Origin of the sequence: Marilutibacter chinensis, from assembly GCF_021725675.1 — a bacterium.
Taxonomy (GTDB): domain Bacteria; phylum Pseudomonadota; class Gammaproteobacteria; order Xanthomonadales; family Xanthomonadaceae; genus Marilutibacter; species Marilutibacter chinensis.
Map to the genome: position 1 here is coordinate 745,295 of NZ_JAKJPO010000001.1, position 17,637 is coordinate 762,931.

Annotated in this window: 12 protein-coding genes and 1 pseudogene; 8 read left to right on the forward strand and 5 right to left on the reverse strand. The window is 68.5% G+C overall.

Translation table 11 applies throughout. From position 1 onward, the window contains the following. Nucleotide 1: 1 nt before the first annotated feature. From L3V18_RS03300 to L3V18_RS03320, 5 genes are all read right to left on the reverse strand, one after another. Nucleotides 2–1,921, reverse strand: coding sequence for a sialate O-acetylesterase (locus L3V18_RS03300; protein WP_237053702.1), 1,920 nt, complete (start codon nucleotides 1,919–1,921; stop codon nucleotides 2–4). Continuing rightward, a complete protein-coding gene (locus L3V18_RS03305; RefSeq protein ID WP_237053163.1) occupies nucleotides 1,921–3,831 on the reverse strand; it encodes a glycoside hydrolase family 2 protein in 1,911 nt (636 codons plus the stop codon). Before L3V18_RS03305 ends, L3V18_RS03300 begins: the two co-directional genes overlap by 1 nt. Then, the gene (locus tag L3V18_RS03310; RefSeq protein WP_237053164.1) at nucleotides 3,828–6,026 is read right to left on the reverse strand and encodes a cellulase; all 2,199 of its coding nucleotides are present in this window, start codon (nucleotides 6,024–6,026) and stop codon (nucleotides 3,828–3,830) included. Before L3V18_RS03310 ends, L3V18_RS03305 begins: the two co-directional genes overlap by 4 nt. Before the next feature lie 94 nt (nucleotides 6,027–6,120). Next, complete coding sequence (locus L3V18_RS03315) at nucleotides 6,121–9,108, reverse strand: TonB-dependent receptor (RefSeq protein ID WP_237053165.1); 2,988 nt, start codon at nucleotides 9,106–9,108, stop codon at nucleotides 6,121–6,123. 312 nt (nucleotides 9,109–9,420) lie between these two features. Then, nucleotides 9,421–10,422, reverse strand: a complete 1,002-nt coding sequence (locus tag L3V18_RS03320; protein WP_237053166.1) for a LysR substrate-binding domain-containing protein — start codon at nucleotides 10,420–10,422, stop codon at nucleotides 9,421–9,423. Between the two features lie 290 nt (nucleotides 10,423–10,712). On the opposite strand from L3V18_RS03320, the gene L3V18_RS03325 reads away from it, so the two are divergent. From L3V18_RS03325 to L3V18_RS19210, 8 genes and pseudogenes are all read left to right on the forward strand, one after another. Continuing rightward, complete coding sequence (locus L3V18_RS03325) at nucleotides 10,713–11,453, forward strand: SDR family oxidoreductase (RefSeq protein WP_237053167.1); 741 nt, start codon at nucleotides 10,713–10,715, stop codon at nucleotides 11,451–11,453. Nucleotides 11,454–11,458: 5 nt separating this feature from the next. Further along, nucleotides 11,459–12,085, forward strand: a complete 627-nt coding sequence (locus tag L3V18_RS03330) for a 2-dehydro-3-deoxy-6-phosphogalactonate aldolase (RefSeq protein ID WP_237053168.1) — start codon at nucleotides 11,459–11,461, stop codon at nucleotides 12,083–12,085. Then, the gene (dgoD, locus tag L3V18_RS03335; protein ID WP_237053169.1) at nucleotides 12,082–13,233 is read left to right on the forward strand and encodes a galactonate dehydratase; all 1,152 of its coding nucleotides are present in this window, start codon (nucleotides 12,082–12,084) and stop codon (nucleotides 13,231–13,233) included. Before L3V18_RS03330 ends, dgoD begins: the two co-directional genes overlap by 4 nt. A gap of 4 nt (nucleotides 13,234–13,237) precedes the next feature. After that, on the forward strand, nucleotides 13,238–14,137 hold the full coding sequence (locus L3V18_RS03340) for an SMP-30/gluconolactonase/LRE family protein (protein WP_237053170.1): 900 nt from the start codon (nucleotides 13,238–13,240) through the stop codon (nucleotides 14,135–14,137). Further along, nucleotides 14,134–15,045, forward strand: coding sequence for a 2-dehydro-3-deoxygalactonokinase (locus tag L3V18_RS03345; RefSeq protein ID WP_237053171.1), 912 nt, complete (start codon nucleotides 14,134–14,136; stop codon nucleotides 15,043–15,045). Before L3V18_RS03340 ends, L3V18_RS03345 begins: the two co-directional genes overlap by 4 nt. Before the next feature lie 10 nt (nucleotides 15,046–15,055). Further along, nucleotides 15,056–16,729, forward strand: coding sequence for a glycoside hydrolase family 43 protein (locus L3V18_RS03350; RefSeq protein ID WP_237053172.1), 1,674 nt, complete (start codon nucleotides 15,056–15,058; stop codon nucleotides 16,727–16,729). A gap of 46 nt (nucleotides 16,730–16,775) precedes the next feature. Continuing rightward, nucleotides 16,776–17,166: pseudogene (locus L3V18_RS03355) on the forward strand (family 43 glycosylhydrolase); the annotation flags it as partial. 27 nt (nucleotides 17,167–17,193) lie between these two features. Next, entirely contained in the window at nucleotides 17,194–17,316 is a 123-nt protein-coding gene (locus L3V18_RS19210; RefSeq protein ID WP_255783775.1) for a hypothetical protein, read from the forward strand. Nucleotides 17,317–17,637: the final 321 nt, after the last annotated feature.

The following is a 17,637-nucleotide window of genomic DNA, read 5'->3' on the forward strand; positions in this document are numbered from 1 at the left end:
CTCACCACGCGTCGCTGCGGAAGGGCGAGGCGGGCAAGCCGGTGGCGTTGACCAGATCGGCATCCTCGGGGTTGTCGCGCCACGCGTAGCGCACTGCAACCGGCCGGGGCACCGCTTCGCTGCGTATGATCACGTGACCGTCCGCCAGGATCGCCTCGGCCGGATGGAACAACTGATCCGCTCCCGCAAGCGTGAAGCCATGCACGCGGTTGCCGCCCCCACGCACGGCCAGCGGACCGCCGGCGCCGTCGAAGTCGACATGGGCCGCGCCGCCTTCGAAACGTGCCCTCCGGTACACCGGTCCGTGGAAGATCAGGGCTTCGCCGTGGGCAACATGGCGTGCGGCCAGCGCCAGGCGCCTGCCGACCTCCTGCTTGTTGAGCGGATGGATGTCGTCCGCATCGCCGATATCGATCGTCACCGCCTGCGCCGTCGCCGGCAGCGAAAGCGTGGCCGACTGCGATTCGCGCAACACCGCCCATGGGCTCTGGTCGCCGCTGTCCGCACCGGACGAGAAGTTCGCCAGCTGCACCCAGAGGAATGGAAGCGATGGCGCTTTCCACTGTGCGCGCCACTGTCCGATCAGCGCCGGGAACTGCTCGCGATAGCGCAGCGCATCGGTGACCGTGCCCGCGTTGGACTCGCCCTGGTACCAGATCACGCCGCGCAGCGGGTATGGCAGCAGCGGATGGATCATGGCGTTGTACAGAAGCGTCGGATGCTGGTTCTTGTCGTCGATCAGCGCGACCGTGACGTCGGCCGGCCGGAACGACCAGCCGATCAGCGGGCGCGCCTCGCCACCGTGCGGTTGCACGAACACTTCCTCCGCCTCGCCGTGGATGCCGCCGCCCCCGCCGAAATCGGATACCCGGACGGCGACCTGGTTGACGCCCCCACGCAGTGCCGACGTCGGCACGACGTAGCGCCGCGGCAGGTTGTACTGCATGCGGGTCTTGCCGACCTGCGTGCCGTTCACCCAGGTGACATCCGAGTCGTCGATGCGCCCCACGCCCAGCGTGACACCGGCGCGTGCTTCCTCCTGCGTCAGCACGAACGTGGCGCGATACCAGGCCACGCCGTCCATGCCGTTGAAGCCGACGGCCTCCCACAGCGTCGGCACCTGGATCGGCGCCCAGGCGCTGTCGTCGAGACCGGCCTCCTGCCAGCCGGCGTCGTCGACCGGGACCGCAGGCCAGCGTTCGAGATTGCGCCGCGTCTGCGCCAGCGCGCGCGCATCCGCCTCGCGCAATTCATCGGTGCGCGCAGCCAGCGCCTTCGCGTCGACGCCCTGTGCGGCCGCATCCATCCATGCCTCGATGCTGCTGCCGCCCCAGGTACTGTCGACGATGCCGATCGGTACGCCGGTGGCCTTGCGCAGTTCGCGCGCGAAATGATGCGCGACGGCGGAGAAGCTCCCGGCGGCCTGCGGCGACGACGCCACCCACTCGCCGCCGGCCAGCTGCGCCTGCGGCTCGCCCGACCATGATTTGGGAATCTTGAAGTGGCGGATCTGCGGATCGGTGGCACGCGCGATCTCTGCTTCCGGGTTCGCGGACTGTGCGATCGGCCATTCCATGTTCGACTGGCCGCTGGCCAGCCAGACGTCGCCCACCAGCACGTCGCGCAGCACGCGTGCACGCCCTCCGTCGTCGATCCGCATCTCGTACGGACCGCCGGCCTTCTGCTCGGGCAGCGACAACATCCACTCGCCACGGTCGTCCGCTGTCGTCGCGTCGCGATGGCCGGCGAACTCGACGTTCACCCGCGTTCCCGGCACGGCATGCCCCCAGACGCGCACCGGCTGGTCGCGCTGCACCACCATGCCGTCGGCGAAGATCCGCGGAAGTTCCACCGCCGGCGCGGATACCGCGATGAGCAGGCCGGCCAACAGCAGGCCAGAACGGAGTGAGGCGGCATGAATCATGGTGAAGCTCCGTCTGGATCGGGTCGCGGTGCGGTCGAATCGGATCGATAGGCATCCGCCACCACCTCCCACGCCAGTTTTCGCTCGCCGCTCTCCGACAGCAGTCCCTTGCGATTGAAACCCTGCTGGTACGGATGCATGCGCACCGGCGATCGGAAGTCCGACAGCACCCATGGCAGCGTGCCCTGCACGAACGGGAGACGTTCGATCATGCGGAACTGCTTGCGGTAGAACTCGGCCTGGAACTCCTCGTTCCAGTCGCTGGCCAGGTCGGCAGGACCGTGACGTCCGTGGCGGGCTCCGGCGCCGAATTCGGATATCAGCAACGGCTTTCCGGGCGATATCCACTCCACCTCTTCCGGTGCGACCGGCCACGGCACATACCAGCCGTAGTAGATGTTGGCCCCGATCACATCCAGCGCCTGGAACAGTGGATCGTGCATCTCCAGTCGTGCGCCGTGGAAGCCCGGACCATAGAACGCCGCGGCGATCAGGCGGGTCGGATCGGTTGCGCGGGCCTGTGCCGCCAGCGCGGACAGCACGGCATTGCGCGCATCGCCTGGCGCCGTTTCATTGGCGATGCCCCACATGATCACCGCCGCGCGGTTGCGGTCGCGTCCGATCATCTCGGCCAGCATCTGCTGCATGCGCTTGCGCGTGCCGGGATCCTCGAAGTCGATGCCCTGATAGACCGGGATCTCTTCCCACAACAGGATGCCCATGCGATCGGCAAGGCGCGCGAAGCCCTCGCCGAACGGATAGTGCGAGGTGCGCGCGAAGTTGGCGCCCAGCGCCTTCACCCGTTCCAGCAGGCGCCGGTAGTCGTCGTCGGACGCGGCACGCCGGCCGTCGATTTCCTCGTGCAGGTTGACGCCAAGCAGGCGCAGCGGTTCGCCATTGAGCAGGATCCGGTCGCCCTGCACCACGATGCTGCGGAAACCGATCTCGTCCTCGACCGTGTCGCCCGCGCCGGATACGCGTACGCGGTAGAGCTTTGGCCGCTCCGGCGACCACGCCTGCAGGGGGGCACTGAACGCCACCTCGGCGCGTCCGTTCGCGTCGGTGCGCGCAGGGAACGACACGCCCAGCTCGGGCAGCTCCACCTTCACCGGCAACCCGGCCTGCGCAGGCTCGAGCCGTACCCAGCCGCGGATCTCCTGGCCGCCGCCGGGTGCGAGCTGCAGGTGATAGTCGTGGACGTGCTGGGCCGGCACCTCCACCAGCCGCACGCTTCGGGTCAGCCCGCCGTAGTTGAACCAGTCGAATCCCATCGCCGGAACCGAATCCCGGCGACGGCGGTTGTCGACGTGCACCAGCAGGCGGTTCGCGCCCTGCTTCAGCTTGCCGGTCAGCTCGAACTGGAATGGCGTGAAGCCTCCCTCGTGGCTGCCGACCGGTTCGCCGTTGAGGAACACGTCGGCCCGGTAGTTGGCGGCGCCGAAATGCACGAAGACGCGGCGACCCTGCTTGCGCAGCCGTGCCGCGTCGAAATCGAACTGCCTGCGGTACCAGACCGACCCTTCCAGCCAGTGCAGCTCCGGCTGCTGGGTATTGAAATCGCCCGGCACCTGCAGGGTGAAGGCATCATCGAAACCGTATTCGAGGAACTCGTCGCGCCGCTCGGGTACACGATCGCGCCATGCCGCCTTCCAGTCGCCCATTCCCGCGCCGTAGGCATCCACCATCGCCTGCCAGCGGCCGTCCAGCGAGCGTGTCGAGCGCCCCGCGACATTGGCGATCAGCGACGGCAGATCGCCCGGCTCCGCCGGCTCCACCAGTGCAGCATTCCCTGCCGCCGCTTCATCGGCAGGCAGCGGGCGATACCCGTCCTGCGCCCCCGCCCCGACCGGAACGGCCAGCACGAGGATCGCCGGGAACAGGCGCAGGGCCCGCAGCAGCGGCCTCACTGTGGATCCCCGTACCAGATGCCGCGCCCTTCGGTGCCGAAGTAGACACGGCCGTGCAGGCGCGGATCGCCGGTCACGTGACGGACGACGCCGCCGAATCGCCGGGCGTCATCATCGATGCGCTGCCAGCGGCGCCCGCCGTCGTCCGAGCGGTACAGGCCACGCTGGCCCCGCACCTCGCCGAATACGAACAGCACGGGCGCATCGCCATCCTTCGCCGGCTTGCCCAGCCCCACCGACATCACGTTGTCGACGCCCGGCACACGCTCCAGCCTGCCGGGCGACCAGTGCAGCAGGCCGCGCCACGAGGCCGCGATCCATGCCTCGCCCGTCTTCCACGGGTGCGGGCGGATCTCGGCGCGATGCCAGTCGCCGACCTCGCCGACCGCCGCATCCACTTCCCGGAAGGCGACGCCCCCGTTTCCGCTGACGTACAGCTTGCCGGTCGCCGCATCGAAGCCGTAGTAGATGCCTTCGTCGATGCGGTCGGCCTCCACCACCGCGGTCTTCGGCAGCCCCTCCACCTGTTGCCAGTGCCCCCCCATGTCGGCCGTGATCCAATGGTGTTCGCCGTTGCGGGGTCGCCAGATGGCGCGCTCGCCGTCGGCGGCCAGCGTGATCTGCCCGGCGCCTTCGCCGTCGGGCGGCTCGGTCGCGAACGCCTTCCACGTGCGGCCGCCGTCTTCCGACCATGCACCCCGCGTCGCACCCTGCGGGCGGTCGTGGAAATGACCGGTACGCACCATCAGCCGCGGCGCCCGGCCGGCGAAAGCCAGGCTTTCGGTATTGGAGAAGCGCGCGCCTGCAAAGCGCTGTTGCGATACGTCGAGGTCGTCGTGGACGAAGCCGTCGATGTCGCCGAGGCCGCTGACCAGGTGCGCGCCATCGGGCGGGCTGACCAGCGCCAGCGGCACGGTTTCCTCGAAGCCGGCCTGCTCGAAGCGCCACTGCATCGTCGCGCCCGCATCGAACGCCCGCGCGTTGTCCGAAACCCACACGCCGTAGCCGGTGACGAACCAGATCCGGTCCGGGTCGTGCGGATCGATCTCGACGTCGGCCATCCAGTGCGGCGTGGCGTCCTCCGTCCACGGCGCTGAGGCGTGGTCGAAATCCGAGCGCGGCAGCGTCGCGATCCACGTGCGACCGCCGTCGGTGCTGCGGTACAGGTCGTCGTGCGGCTGGTATCGGCGGAAGGTGGTGGCGACGATGACGTCGGGATCGGTCGCGTCCACCGCCACCGCGCCCCAACCGAATCCGGCCCCGGCGGCGGGACGGGGCACCGGCGTGATGTTCTCCCAGGTTCCGTCGGCGGGGTCGAAGCGCCATACCGCGCCGTCGCTCATGTTGTTGGGCCCCGGCTCGTCGCCATAGCTCAGCAGCCAGCGGCCACGCCCGTCTCGCACCATGTGGCTGGGGCGCAGGCCTACCGGCTGCCGCGGAACCGGGTGCCAGCTGGCGCCGCCGTCATGCGAGCGGTACAGGCTGGTCTCCTTCGTCGAAACGCCGGCATAGATCGTCTTCGACGGCGAACCCGTGCTGCCGCTGGCAGGATCGAACACCACGAAGGCGACACCGACCGGACGCGGGTCGCGCCAGCCGATCGCCGCGGCCGCGGATGATTTTGCGATGGCGGGAAAGCCCGGCACCTCGTGCCACGTCGCGCCGGCGTCGTCGCTGCGCCACAGGCCGTCGGCGCGCGTGCCGAACAGCAGCACGCGTCCGTCGTTGGGGTCGACCGCCAGCCGTTCGCCGTTGCCCCGCCCCTGCTCGTTGCCGCCGAACCGGAACGGCAATCCGGTGCGCCGGAACGTCACGCCGCGGTCGGTCGAACGCAGGATCACTCCGTTCTGTCCGCGCTCGTGCAGGTAGGTGCCGACCGCCAGGTACAGGCGGTCCGGATCGGAAGGATCCAGCGCCAGGCTCTCCACGCCGAAGCGGCCGCTGTCCTCGTATCCCATCCAGTCCATCAGCGGCTGCCAGCGCCGTTCCGCCGGCATCCAGCGATACGCGCCGCCGATGTCGGTGCGCGCATACAGCAGCCCTCTTTCGCGCGGGTGGAACACGAGCCCGCTGACGAAGCCGCCGCCGCCGATGGCGACGTTGCGCCAGTGGTAGGCGGTGACGTCGTCCTTCGCCGCCGCAACGGGCGCCAGCAGGAAGACGATGATCGCGAAAGCCAGGCGGAGCGAGAGCACGGAATCTCCTGTCGGAAGGGACAGCCGGTGTGCCGGCAGGAAGCACACATTCCCGGGAACGGCCGGGAAACCCGGCCGTTCCGCAGCGGTACCGTCAGAACGTCACGCGGACGGTCGCGGCGTAGCGCGTGTCGTTCACGTACCAGGAGGTGACGCGACGGCCTCCGCCGTTCTGGTCCATGATCGTGCGTTGCTCGGCGTTGTTGAGATTGTTCATCTCCAGGCCGATCTTGATGTTGTCATTGACGCTGTAGAAGATCGAACCGTCCAGCTGGCCGTAGGCATCGCTGTATACCGGCAACTTCCAGGCGATGCTTTCGCCATCGAGATTGTTGTTGGTGCCGTTGTAGCCGTTGGGGCCTATCGACAGCAGGTACTCGCTGCGCCAGTTGTAGGCCAGGCGGATCTGCCAGGGTCCCTTCTCGTAGAAGGCGGCCACGTTGTAGGAATTCTTGGACAGGCCCTCGGCCGGCAGATCGCCGAACGTCGAGCCGTCGGTATCGATCGGCTGCGCATCATCCTCGGCCGGGACATCGGTCGAACTGTCGATATAGGTGTAGTTGGCCGAGACGCCGAAGCCGTCGAACGGCGCCGGCAGGAAGTCGAAGAACTGTGTCCAGCCGATCTCCGCACCCTGAATGCGCGCCTCGCCGGTGTTGATGGGACGAGTGACCAGGTATTCGTATTCGTTGCCGTCGGTACCCGGATAGGCTTCCAGTCGCGCCTGGTTGCGGAAATAGTCCTTGATGTCCTTGTGGAAGAAATTGACCCAGGCCATGCCCCCCCTGTCCGGATCGAAGTACCACTCCAGCGACAGATCGAACTGGTTGGCCTTCATCGGTTCCAGGAAGGGGTTGTCGGCGGTACTGGTGAGATCCAGATCGGTGACCGGCAGCACCTCGCCGGGGTTGTTCGGATCCTGCGTAACGCCATCCTTCAGGTCGACATTCAACGTCTGGTAGGCCTGCATGTCGCTGAAGGCCGGCCGGGCGATGGCCTTGGAAGCGGCGAAGCGCACGATGAGGTTATCGACCGGTTCCCAGCGCACGTTCAGACTGGGCAGCACATCGGTATAGGAATTGTTGGCCGTGATCGGCACCGATTCGCCGGCGCCCAGATACGGCGCATAGCTTTGGTTCGGGAAAACCAGGAATCCGCTGGTGGAATTCTTGGTGCGCACCACGCGCACGCCGACGTTGCCGTCAAGGAGGACGTTGTCCAGGGCGAAATCCAGCATCGCGTAGGCGGCAGTGGTGGTTTCGCTCTGCTCGTTGCGCCACTGCGGATCCTGCATGTTGCGTGGCGTGATCTGCCCGAAGCAGCAGTCGTAGTAGGGAGTAGCGGCGCCGTGGATGTCCAGATAGCTGCCTGGAAAACCGAGCGCCGTCCCCAGCACCGGCGCGAAGAAGGAGCCTGGCGTGCTGGCGTCGCCACGGAAGAAGTTCTCGAAGGTGTTCTGGTGCACCAGGCTGGAGTTGACCTGGTCGTTCAGATCCAGCGAAGGCAACTCGTTCAGCGCCCACCCCAGCATCCAGGGCTGGAACACAGCCTGCCAGTCGTAGCCGGTATCGACACTGGTCGCGGCGCGGTCGGTCAGGCGCACGCCGAACTTGGCAGCCCGGAAGAAGCCGCTGTCGAAGCTGTGCCTGAGATCGGCGCGCCAGGCCAGCTGGTCGGCCTCGTTGTCGTCGCGATGGTCCATGGTGAAACCCCAGTAGTAGTTGTCGGGGTTCCCGGTGAACTGCTCGTCGACGCCGATGGATGGCTGGCCGCCGCTGAGGTCGACATCGATATAGGGCACGTTGACGCCCAGGGCCACTGTGGAATCCAGCGCCTCGGTGGTCGCCTTGATGTACTGCATGTCGGTGGACAGCTCGGTGCGGTCGGTGAGCCTCCACTTCAAACCAAACGCGAGATCGGTGGTCTTGGATTCGCGGTGCGACGCGCGGATGTCGGTGCCCATCGGGATGTCGCCGGACTGGACCAGCCGGCCCGAGCGGAACACGTTGCCGTCCAGATCGAAAGGCTGGCTGGTGTCGATCGCGACCGCGGTGGGATCGTTGCCGACGAAGATCGCGTCCTCGTACCAGAGCTCGTCGTACCGGCTCTGGAAGCCGGTGGCGTACAACTCGACGCCGTCGACCGGGCGCCACTGCAGGGCGATATAGGCGCCCTGGCGCTCGCGCTCGTACTCCAGCGTGCGCCAGTCGGCGCCGCGAGGCAGCCACAAACGGTCGTTGGCACCGTCGCCGTCGACATCGGTGGTGGCGGTCTCGAAGAACGGCCGCACGAACATGCCGTCGGTGCGGGTGGCCAGCTCCGAATGGGCGACGTCGACCAGGATGCCGAAATCGCCGGCATCGGTATTCCACCGGTTGCTGTAGAGCGCGGAGGCCGATGGCTTCCACTTCTCGGTGAAGTCGCCGTAGTTCCCGCTGAGGCTGAAAGCGATCTTCTGGCCGTCGAAGTCGAGAGGTTTGAAGGTACGCAGGTCCACCGTGCCGCCCAGGCCTCCCTCGATCATCTCGGCCTTCTGGTTCTTGTACACGTCGACGCCGGCCATCAACTCGGACGGCACGTCCTGAAAGCCGATGGCGCGGCCGCCGTTCGCGGAAAAGCTGTCGCGGCCGTTGAGCTCCGAGCGTACCTGGGTCAGGCCGCGCACCTGCACGCCGCTGCCCTCGGCGGAGAAGTGTTCCGGATCGCCGACCGACAGGAAGCGATCGATGGTCACGCCGGGAATGCGCGAGAGCGTCTCGGTGACGCTGCGGTCGGGCAATGCGCCGATGTCCTCCGCGGTAACCGAATCGACGAAGGTGTCGGCGTCGCGCTTGATGTCCTGGGCCCGGTAGACCGAAGCGCGGATGCCGGTGACGACCACGGCATCGAGATCAGTGGCCTCCTCTTCCTGCACGGAGGGTTTGGATTCATCGTCCTGTTCGGAAGTCGCGGCTTCCTGCCCGTAGGCGGGCATCGACAACAGCAGTGCGATGCTCAGGGCGAGTATGGCGGGTTGCGGATGGCGGCCGGCGGAGCGGCCCGCACGGAGACAGGCCGCGGAGCGGCGCTGACGCATTGACATGGATGTTCCCTCCCAGGACACATGGCAATCGATCGGGTTGTGATCCCGGCCGCAGGCATCTGCGCGCCCGATGGCCGGATGAAGCGCCCGGCGCCAACGGCCTGCGGGCCGCGGTCGTCGGTATTGCGTTGCTATCCGTGGGGGGATGCCGGGATGGTCGAGGCTTCCGGCCGGCCCGGGCGATCACCCGGCGGCCCTGGGACCGCCTTCCCTTGACTGCGGCGCGAGCATAGGCGGCCCACACATGCCATACCAATGAAATATTGGGCGCGAACTATACCCAATGCGAATACATGCTTTCCCCAACCCCGATCAGTCGGTTTCTCCGTTGCGCGCGACCGGCGGCATGCCCGCGCGCGAGGTCGCCGGTTCGGCGTAAAGGCGCCGTGCGGTGGTGCGCAAGGCATCCAGCACCCGTTCGGCACCGGGCGACAGCAGCTGATCGCGGCGGCGCACGATGCCGAAGAACTCCATGCGCACCCCCAGGTCGAGGGGCAGCACGCACATCTGGCCCGTCTGCAGGTACGGCCCCACCGACTCGGTCGGCAGCGCGGTCAGCAGGTCGCTGTGCCGCAGCAGATGGATGATCACCGGCAGCGAAGCCGTCTCCACGATGTTCTGCGGAGGCGGCAGCCCGTGCTCGAGGAACACCGCGTCCAGGCGCGAACGCAGCACGCTGGCGGTCGGCGGCATGATCCAGCCGTAGTCGGCCAGGTCGGCGTGGGTGATGTGCGGCCGCCGGGTCAACGGATGCCCCGCATGCACGATGACCGCATGGGGTTCGTCGGCCAGCGGCTCGAAATCGAGTTCGCCCGCGCCTTCCGGGTCCATGATGCGGCCGACCACGATGTCCAGCTGCCCGTCCAGCAGCTTGGCCACCAACGGGCGGCTGTAGTCCATCTCGACCTTGATCAGGATGTCGGGGAAGTCGCGCTTCACCGCCGCGATGGCCTGCGGGACCAGGTTCGTCCCGGGATTGACGACGGTACCGATCGCGGCCTGCCCCATCCGTCCGCTGCGCAGCGCGGCGATCTCGTCGTGGGCGCGCCCGATCTCCGACAACGCCGAGCGCGCGCGACGGATCAGCACCTGCCCATACCAGGTGGGCTCCACCCCCCGGGCATGGCGCTCGAACAACGGCACGTCCAGCAGGCTTTCCATCTCCGCCAGCAGCTTGGAGGCAGCCGGCTGGGACATGTTGGCGGCCTCCGCGGCCCGCACGACCGAACGCTGTTCGTACAGATGCAGCAGCAGGTGAAGGTGGCGCGTCTTCAGGCGCGTGGCGCCGAACCAGCCGGTGGTGGGTTGGATCATGGGAGACCTCGGGCACATAAACTATTCACGCAAGGAATAGCTTATGACAAAAATTTCATTTGTCGTGCATAGATGTGCACGCGACGCTATGCCACGCTTCAGGCGCCGACCGGCGGCCATGTCCGACCACCCCGCCGGAAGATGCTCCATGACGGCCGACGCAGGCCCGTCGCGGGCGGTTCCCGCATCCGATCAACGCCGGAAGGAGGGCCCATGGCGACATCGCAGTCCGACGGCGCAGCAGGTGCCGGCGCCATCGCCGCGTCCTCGCCGTACGGGAAACCGAACCCGTGAGCGGCCGCCTGTCGGGCAAGATCGCCCTGGTCACCGGCGCCGCCAGCGGGATCGGCCTGGCCACGGCGCGGCTGTTCGCGCGCGAGGGCGCCACGGTCGTCGGACTGGACACCCGCCCGGTACCCGCGCCGGACGATGGCATCGGGCATTGCCTGGCCGACATCACCGACGCCGTCGCCGTCGAGGCTGCCGTGCAGACAACGGTGGCCGCACACGGCCGCGTCGACGTGCTCGTCAACAATGCCGGCGCCGACGTGTTCTCCGAACCGCTGTCGCTGTCGGACGAAGACTGGGAGCACTGCCTTGCGCTGAACCTGAAAGGCGCCTGGCACCTGTGCCGTGCGGTGCTGCCGACGATGCTGGCGCGGGGTGCGGGCGCCATCGTCAACATCGCCTCGGTGCACGGGCACCGGATCATCGCGGGCTGCTTTCCGTACCCGGTGGCCAAGCATGGACTGATCGGCCTGACCCGTGCGCTGGGCATCGAATACGCCGCGCGCGGCATCCGTGTGAACTCGATATCCCCGGGCCTGATCCTGGTGCCGCGCATCGAATCCTGGTTCGAACGCGAGCCCGGCGCACGCGAACGCCAGACCGCCCTGCTGCCACCCCGGCGCATCGGAACCCCGGAGGAAGTGGCCTACACCGCATTGTTCCTCGCCAGCGACGAAGCCCGCTTCATCAACGCCGCCGACATCGCCATCGATGGCGGTCGATCGCAGGTCTACCACGATTGAGCCGCATGGACGCGACCGCCCCCTCGCCTTTCCGCCTGCCCTTGATCGCAATCCTGCGCGGCATCGCGCCACGGGACGCGGCGGCGCACGTGGGCGCGCTGGTGGAGGAAGGCTTCGATGCCATCGAGATTCCGACCAACTCCCCGCACTGGGAACGCAGCGTGTCGGAGGCGGTGCGCCAGCACGGCGCGCACGCGACGATCGGCGCCGGCACGGTGACGAGCACCGCGCACGTGGAGGCGCTGGTCGACGCCGGAGGCAGGCTGGCCGTCACCCCCAACACGCGTCCGGCGCTGGTCCGCCATGCGGTCGATCGAGGGCTGCAGGTGGCGGCGGGCTTCGCCACCGCCAGCGAAGCGTTCGACGCGCTGGAGGCCGGCGCGCAGATGCTCAAGCTCTTCCCCGCTTCCGTCTACGGCCCGGCACTGGTACGCGCCCTGCGCAGTGTGCTGCCGCCGGTCCCCATGTTCGCCGTCGGCGGCGTCACGCCCGACACCCTCTCCGGTTACCTCTCAGCCGGCTGTCAGGGCGCCGGCGTCGGCGGCGAGCTCTACAAGCCCGGCCAGCCCGTGGAGCGGACGCGCGAACACGCGCGGCGTTTCCGCCAGGCCTATCTGGACCACATTGCATGAAGATCGTCCGCCTCAGCACGTACCACGCAGCACCGCGCTGGCTGTTCCTCAAGATCGAGACCGACGAGGGCGTGACCGGCTGGGGCGAGCCCGTCATCGAGGGCCGCGCCGGCACGGTGGAAGCGGCCGTGCATGAGCTCGGCGACTATCTGATCGGCCAGGATCCGGCGCGCATCAACGACCTGTGGCAGGTGCTGTACCGCGGCGGCTTCTACCGCGGCGGCGCGATCCTGATGAGCGCCATCGCCGGCATCGACCAGGCGCTGTGGGACATCAAGGGCAAGACGCTCGGCGTGCCGGTGTACCAGCTGCTGGGCGGGCTGGTGCGCGAACGGATGAAGACCTACCGCTGGGTTGGCGGCGATCGCCCCGCCGACATCGTGGCGCAGATGCAACGCTACCAGGCGCTGGGCTTCGACACCTTCAAGTTCAACGGGACCGAGGAGCTGAAACTGATCGACAGCCCGCGTGCGATCGACGCGGTGGTGTCGAAGGTCGCGGCGATCCGCGAGGCGATGGGCGAGCGGGTGGACTTCGGCATCGATTTCCACGGCCGTGTCAGCGCACCCATGGCACGCGTGCTGCTGCGCGAGCTCGCGCCGTTCAAGCCGCTGTTCGTCGAGGAGCCGGTGTTGCCCGAACAGTGGGAGTACTACCGCCCGCTGTCCGACGCCACCTCGATCCCGCTGGCCGCCGGCGAGCGCATGTACTCGCGCGCCGAATTCAAGCCGGTGCTTGCCGCCGGCGGGCTGGCGATCCTGCAACCGGACCTGTCGCATGCCGGCGGCATCACCGAATGCGTGAAGATCGCCGCGATGGCCGAAGCGCACGACGTGGGGCTGGCGCCGCATTGCCCGCTCGGCCCGGTGGCGCTGGCCGCGTGCCTGCAGGTGGATTTCGTCTCCCACAACGCGATGCTGCAGGAGCAGAGCATCGGCATCCACTACAACTCCGACGCGGACCTGCTGGACTACGTGCTGAACAAGGACGACTTCCGCTGCGACGACACCGGCAGCATCGCCGCGCTGCCGAAGCCGGGGCTGGGCGTGGAGATCGACGAGGACCGCCTGCTGGCCGCCAGCCGACACCCGCCGCGCTGGCGCAACCCGCTGTGGCGACACGCCGATGGCAGCGTCGCCGAGTGGTGAGGGCATGACGGCGACGATGGCGACCCTGGCCGTCGACAGCCGCTGCACGCTGGGCGAAGGCATCCTGTGGTGCGATCGCCGCCGGGTCCTGTACTGGACCGACATCCTCGCCGCCGAGCTGTGGCGCCACGATCCCGACACCGGACACACGCATACGTGGTCCCTGCCCGGTCCGCTCGGCTGCCTGGCCCTGGGCGAGGACGGGCGCCTGCTGCTGGGACTGGCCAAGGGCCTGTACGCGAGCGACGTCGAGGCGCAACCGGCTTCGCGCGAGCTGGAGCTGGCGAAACTGGCGGACGTCGAGACCGACGTCCCGCTGACGCGGGTCAACGATGGCCGCGCCGACCGTCAGGGTGGCTTCGTCTTCGGCACCAAGAGCGAGCATCGCGACCTGCGTCGCGCCGGCCGCTTCTACCAGTACACCGCGGCGCATGGCCTGCGCGAACTCGCGCTGCCACACGCGGCCATTCCCAATTCGATCTGCTTCGACGCCGCCGGCGCGCGGATGTACTTCTGCGACTCGGTGACGCCGCGGATCCTGCAGTGCCGCTACGACAGCGTCACCGCAACGGTGTCGGACATCCGCGTGTTCGTCGAACTGGACGTTCCCGGCGCGGAACCCGACGGATCGATCGTGGACGCCGAGGGCGCGCTGTGGAATGCGCAGTGGGGCGCAGGCCGGGTGGTACGCTACCTGCCCGACGGTCGCATCGACCGCATCGTGCCGGTGCCCGCCCCGCAACCCTCGTGCTGCACGCTGCGCGAGGACACGCTGTACGTCACCAGCGCGAGGGTCGGCCTTGACGCGGATGCACTGGCCGCGCATCCGCTGTCGGGCGGTGTGTTCGCGCATCGCAACGAGCGCCCGCTCGCCCGCGCGGAAGACAGGGTCCGGCTGCCATGATCGCGGTCGACTGGGGTACCAGCAGTCTGCGCCTGTACCGGATGGCCGACGATGGCCAGGTCCGCGAACGCCGCCGCAGCGACCAGGGTGTGATGGCCTGCGCGGGACGTTTCGGCGAGGTTCTGGCCCGGGAGATCGTCGGCTGGGACGACACCGATGTTCTGCTGTGCGGCATGGTGGGCGGGCGCGGCGGCTGGCACGAGATGCCCTACCTGCCCTGTCCGGCCGGCAACCATGCGCTGGCCATGGGCATGCAGCGCTTCCTGCCGCCCGGCTTCGAGGATCGCGCACTGTGGCTGGTACCGGGCCTGCGCGACAGCGGATCCGATGCCGTGCCGGACGTGATGCGCGGCGAAGAGACGCAACTGGCGGCCCTGCTCGACGTGCTGCCCGGGGGCGCGCACCAGGTCTGCCTGCCCGGTACCCACAGCAAGTGGGTCACCGTGCGCGACGGGCAGGTGCAGCGCATCGCCACCGCGATGACCGGCGAGCTGTATGCCCTGCTCCGTCAGCACGGCACCCTCGGCCAGTTGATGCCGGCGGGCGAGACGCGGTTCGACGGCTACGCGTTCGACGCCGGCATCAAGCGCAGCGCGGACACCGGCGGCCTGCTGCACCACCTCTTTGGTGTGCGCGCCGCGGGCTTGTTCCAGCAGTTCGCGGAAGCTGCGTTGCCGTCCTACCTCTCGGGTCTGCTGATCGGCCACGAGCTGCGCGCCTCCGGCCTGCTCTCGCATGCGCCGCGTCCCGCGCAGGTGCACCTGATCGGCAATGACCGCCTGCTGACCTCCTACGCGCACGCGCTGACGTCGCTGGGCGTGGGCGTGCAACGCCATCCGGAAGATCTCGCCGCGCGCGGCCTGCATGCGCTGTGGATGCGGCGCGCCATGGCCACCGCCACCACCTGAGGGACACTTGATGCTGAAGCGATGCGTGCTGACGTTGATTGCCGGCCTGACCATCGGCACCGCCTGGGCGGGCGACGCGGTGTTCCGCGAGGTCCGCTACCGCGGCGACGACGGAGGGCCGCCGGTCGCGGCCAACCAGTATCGCAATCCCGTGGTGGCCGGCTTCTACCCGGACCCGTCCGCGATCCGCGTCGGCGACGACTTCTACCTGGTCACGTCCACGTTCGGCTACTTTCCCGGCCTTCCGGTCTTCCACAGCACCGACCTGGTGTCGTGGACGCAGATCGGCAACGCCATCCATCGCCCGGGACAGATCGACTACGGCCAGAAGGAGGAGCTGACGCGCGGCCTGTTCGCCGCCACGCTCGCGCATCACGACGGCACCTTCTACGTCGCCAACACCTGCTTCTACTGCGACCGCGGCAACTTCGTCGTCACCGCCAGGGACCCGGCCGGTCCGTGGTCGGACCCGATCTGGCTCGGCATCCCGGGCATCGATCCGTCGCTGTTCTTCGACGACGACGGCAGCGCGTGGATCGTGCACAACGGCGTGCCCGACGGCGAGCTGCGCTATGACGGCCACCGCGCGATCTGGCTGCAGCAGTTCGACTTCGACAAGCGGGAACGCGTCGGCGAGCGCATCCTGCTGGTGGATGGCGGTGCCGATCCGGCGACGAATCCCGAGCACGTCGAAGGTCCGCACATCTTCAGGCACGATGGCTGGTACTACCTGACGGCCGCCGAGGGCGGCACCGGCGAGCAGCACGCGCAGATGGTCTGGCGCAGCCGCGCGCTCACCGGCCCATACCAGCCGTTTCCGGGCAATCCGTCGCTGACGCAGCGCGACCTCGACCCGAACCGTCCCGACCCGGTGACGTCCACCGGGCATGCGCAGTTCATCCAGCTGAAGGACGGCACCTGGTGGGCGGTCTTCCTGGCCACGCGCCCGTATCGCGGCAACCAGTACAACCTGGGCCGCGAGACCTTCCTGCTGCCGGTGACGTGGGAGGATGGCTGGCCGCTGATCCTGCCGCGCGGCGAGCGGGTGCCGGCGGTCGTGCAGCGGCCCGGCCTGCCGCGCAACCCGCAGCCGCTGCCGACAACGGGGCCGATCGCGTGGACCGAGCGCTTCCATGCGCCATCGCTGCCGCCGTCGTGGATGACGATGCACCCGCCGGAGACGGCGTGGTACGCGACCGGCGCCTCCGGCCTGACGCTCACCCCTTCGACGATGCCGATCGGCGCATTCGGCAGCGTACCCGGACAACCGGCCTACCTCGCCCACCGCCTGCAGCACCACAAGGCGACGATCGAGACCACGCTGGCCTCGTTCGACCCGGCAATCGGCGAACTCGCCGGTCTGGCGCTGGTGCAGAACGAATACGGCCACTACGTGCTCGGAGTGGAGCGCGACGCGCAGGGACTGGCGGTGTCGCTCTACCGGCGTGCGGGCCGCGAGGGGACGCCACACGGGGATCGCCTCGCGCGCATCCCGCTGGACACGGAGGCGATGCCGGTGTCGCTGCGCCTGCGGATCGACGGTCCGCGTCTGGATGCGGAGTATGCACCCGAGTCCGGCGAGTGGAAGCCGGTCGCGACGGGACAGGATGCCAGCCTGTTGAGCGTCGAGACCGCCGGCGGCTTCATCGGCAACACGTTCGGCCCCTACGCGGTCCGCCGCTGACCGCACCATCACGGGAACTTCCCTGTCCGGCGCCTCGCGCCGCACCCTGTTCAAGGCCGGACTCGCGGGACTGGCCGCTGGCCGCTGTCGCGGGGCATCGCCGCGGCTCCCGGATGCGCGACTCCGCCGCCACGGCATGCCGCGGGCATCGAGGGCCAGCACAAGGCGGACCTCGGCGATGGCAGCTACCTCAATCCGGTCGTCGCCGGCGACCGTCCCGATCCCACCATCCTCAAGGACGGCGACGACCACTGCATGACGTTCTCGTCGTTCATGCCTGCCCCGGCCTGCTGATCTGGCACTCGACCGACCTGGTCGACTGGACACCGCTCGGCCCGGCGCTGCATGAACCCGTCGGCACGGTCTGGGCGGTCGACCTGTGCAGGCACGGCGACCGCTACTTCATCTATCTACCGGTGCTGGCCCCCGACGGCGGCCGCACATGGACCCGGCTGGATGCCCGCATGGAAGTCGCCGGCATCCACCACAACGTGTTCGGCGGTTTCCTCAGCCTGCGGCTCGCGCTGTACAGCGCCGGCGAAGGTGCCGCCCGGTTCAGCGACTTCCGCTATCGCGCCCTGACCTGAGCGCGGCCGCGCACCGGGAGGCCGCCAAAGGCGGTGTCCACCCCGGCACGTCTCCAACACCGCGTCGCGATCGGCCGGATTCTTGCTGCCGAGGATTTCTCCGCAACCGTCGCTCGCTCCCGCGTCGCCGTGTCCACGCCACCGGCACCGCGCCATCGGCCGGCCGAGCGCCGGTCCCGTGTGCCCCGGAGCGCATCCTGATCCGCATCACGCCCCGGCTTTCTTGCGGCTGGCTGGACGACTGCAGGTCGGAAAGGTGAGAAAAGGTGAGTTTCGGTGATTCATAAATGTGATGGTCATCACATACAATTTCTCGCTCAT

Coding starts and splice junctions, on each gene's coding strand:
- L3V18_RS03340 (WP_237053170.1), top strand. CDS start 13,238: ATGACGGCGACGATGGCGACCCTGGCCGTCGACAGCCGCTGCACGCTG.
- L3V18_RS03320 (WP_237053166.1), bottom strand. CDS start 10,422: ATGATCCAACCCACCACCGGCTGGTTCGGCGCCACGCGCCTGAAGACG.
- L3V18_RS03330 (WP_237053168.1), top strand. CDS start 11,459: ATGGACGCGACCGCCCCCTCGCCTTTCCGCCTGCCCTTGATCGCAATC.
- L3V18_RS03350 (WP_237053172.1), top strand. CDS start 15,056: ATGCTGAAGCGATGCGTGCTGACGTTGATTGCCGGCCTGACCATCGGC.
- L3V18_RS03315 (WP_237053165.1), bottom strand. CDS start 9,108: ATGTCAATGCGTCAGCGCCGCTCCGCGGCCTGTCTCCGTGCGGGCCGC.
- L3V18_RS03345 (WP_237053171.1), top strand. CDS start 14,134: ATGATCGCGGTCGACTGGGGTACCAGCAGTCTGCGCCTGTACCGGATG.
- dgoD (WP_237053169.1), top strand. CDS start 12,082: ATGAAGATCGTCCGCCTCAGCACGTACCACGCAGCACCGCGCTGGCTG.
- L3V18_RS19210 (WP_255783775.1), top strand. CDS start 17,194: ATGGAAGTCGCCGGCATCCACCACAACGTGTTCGGCGGTTTCCTCAGC.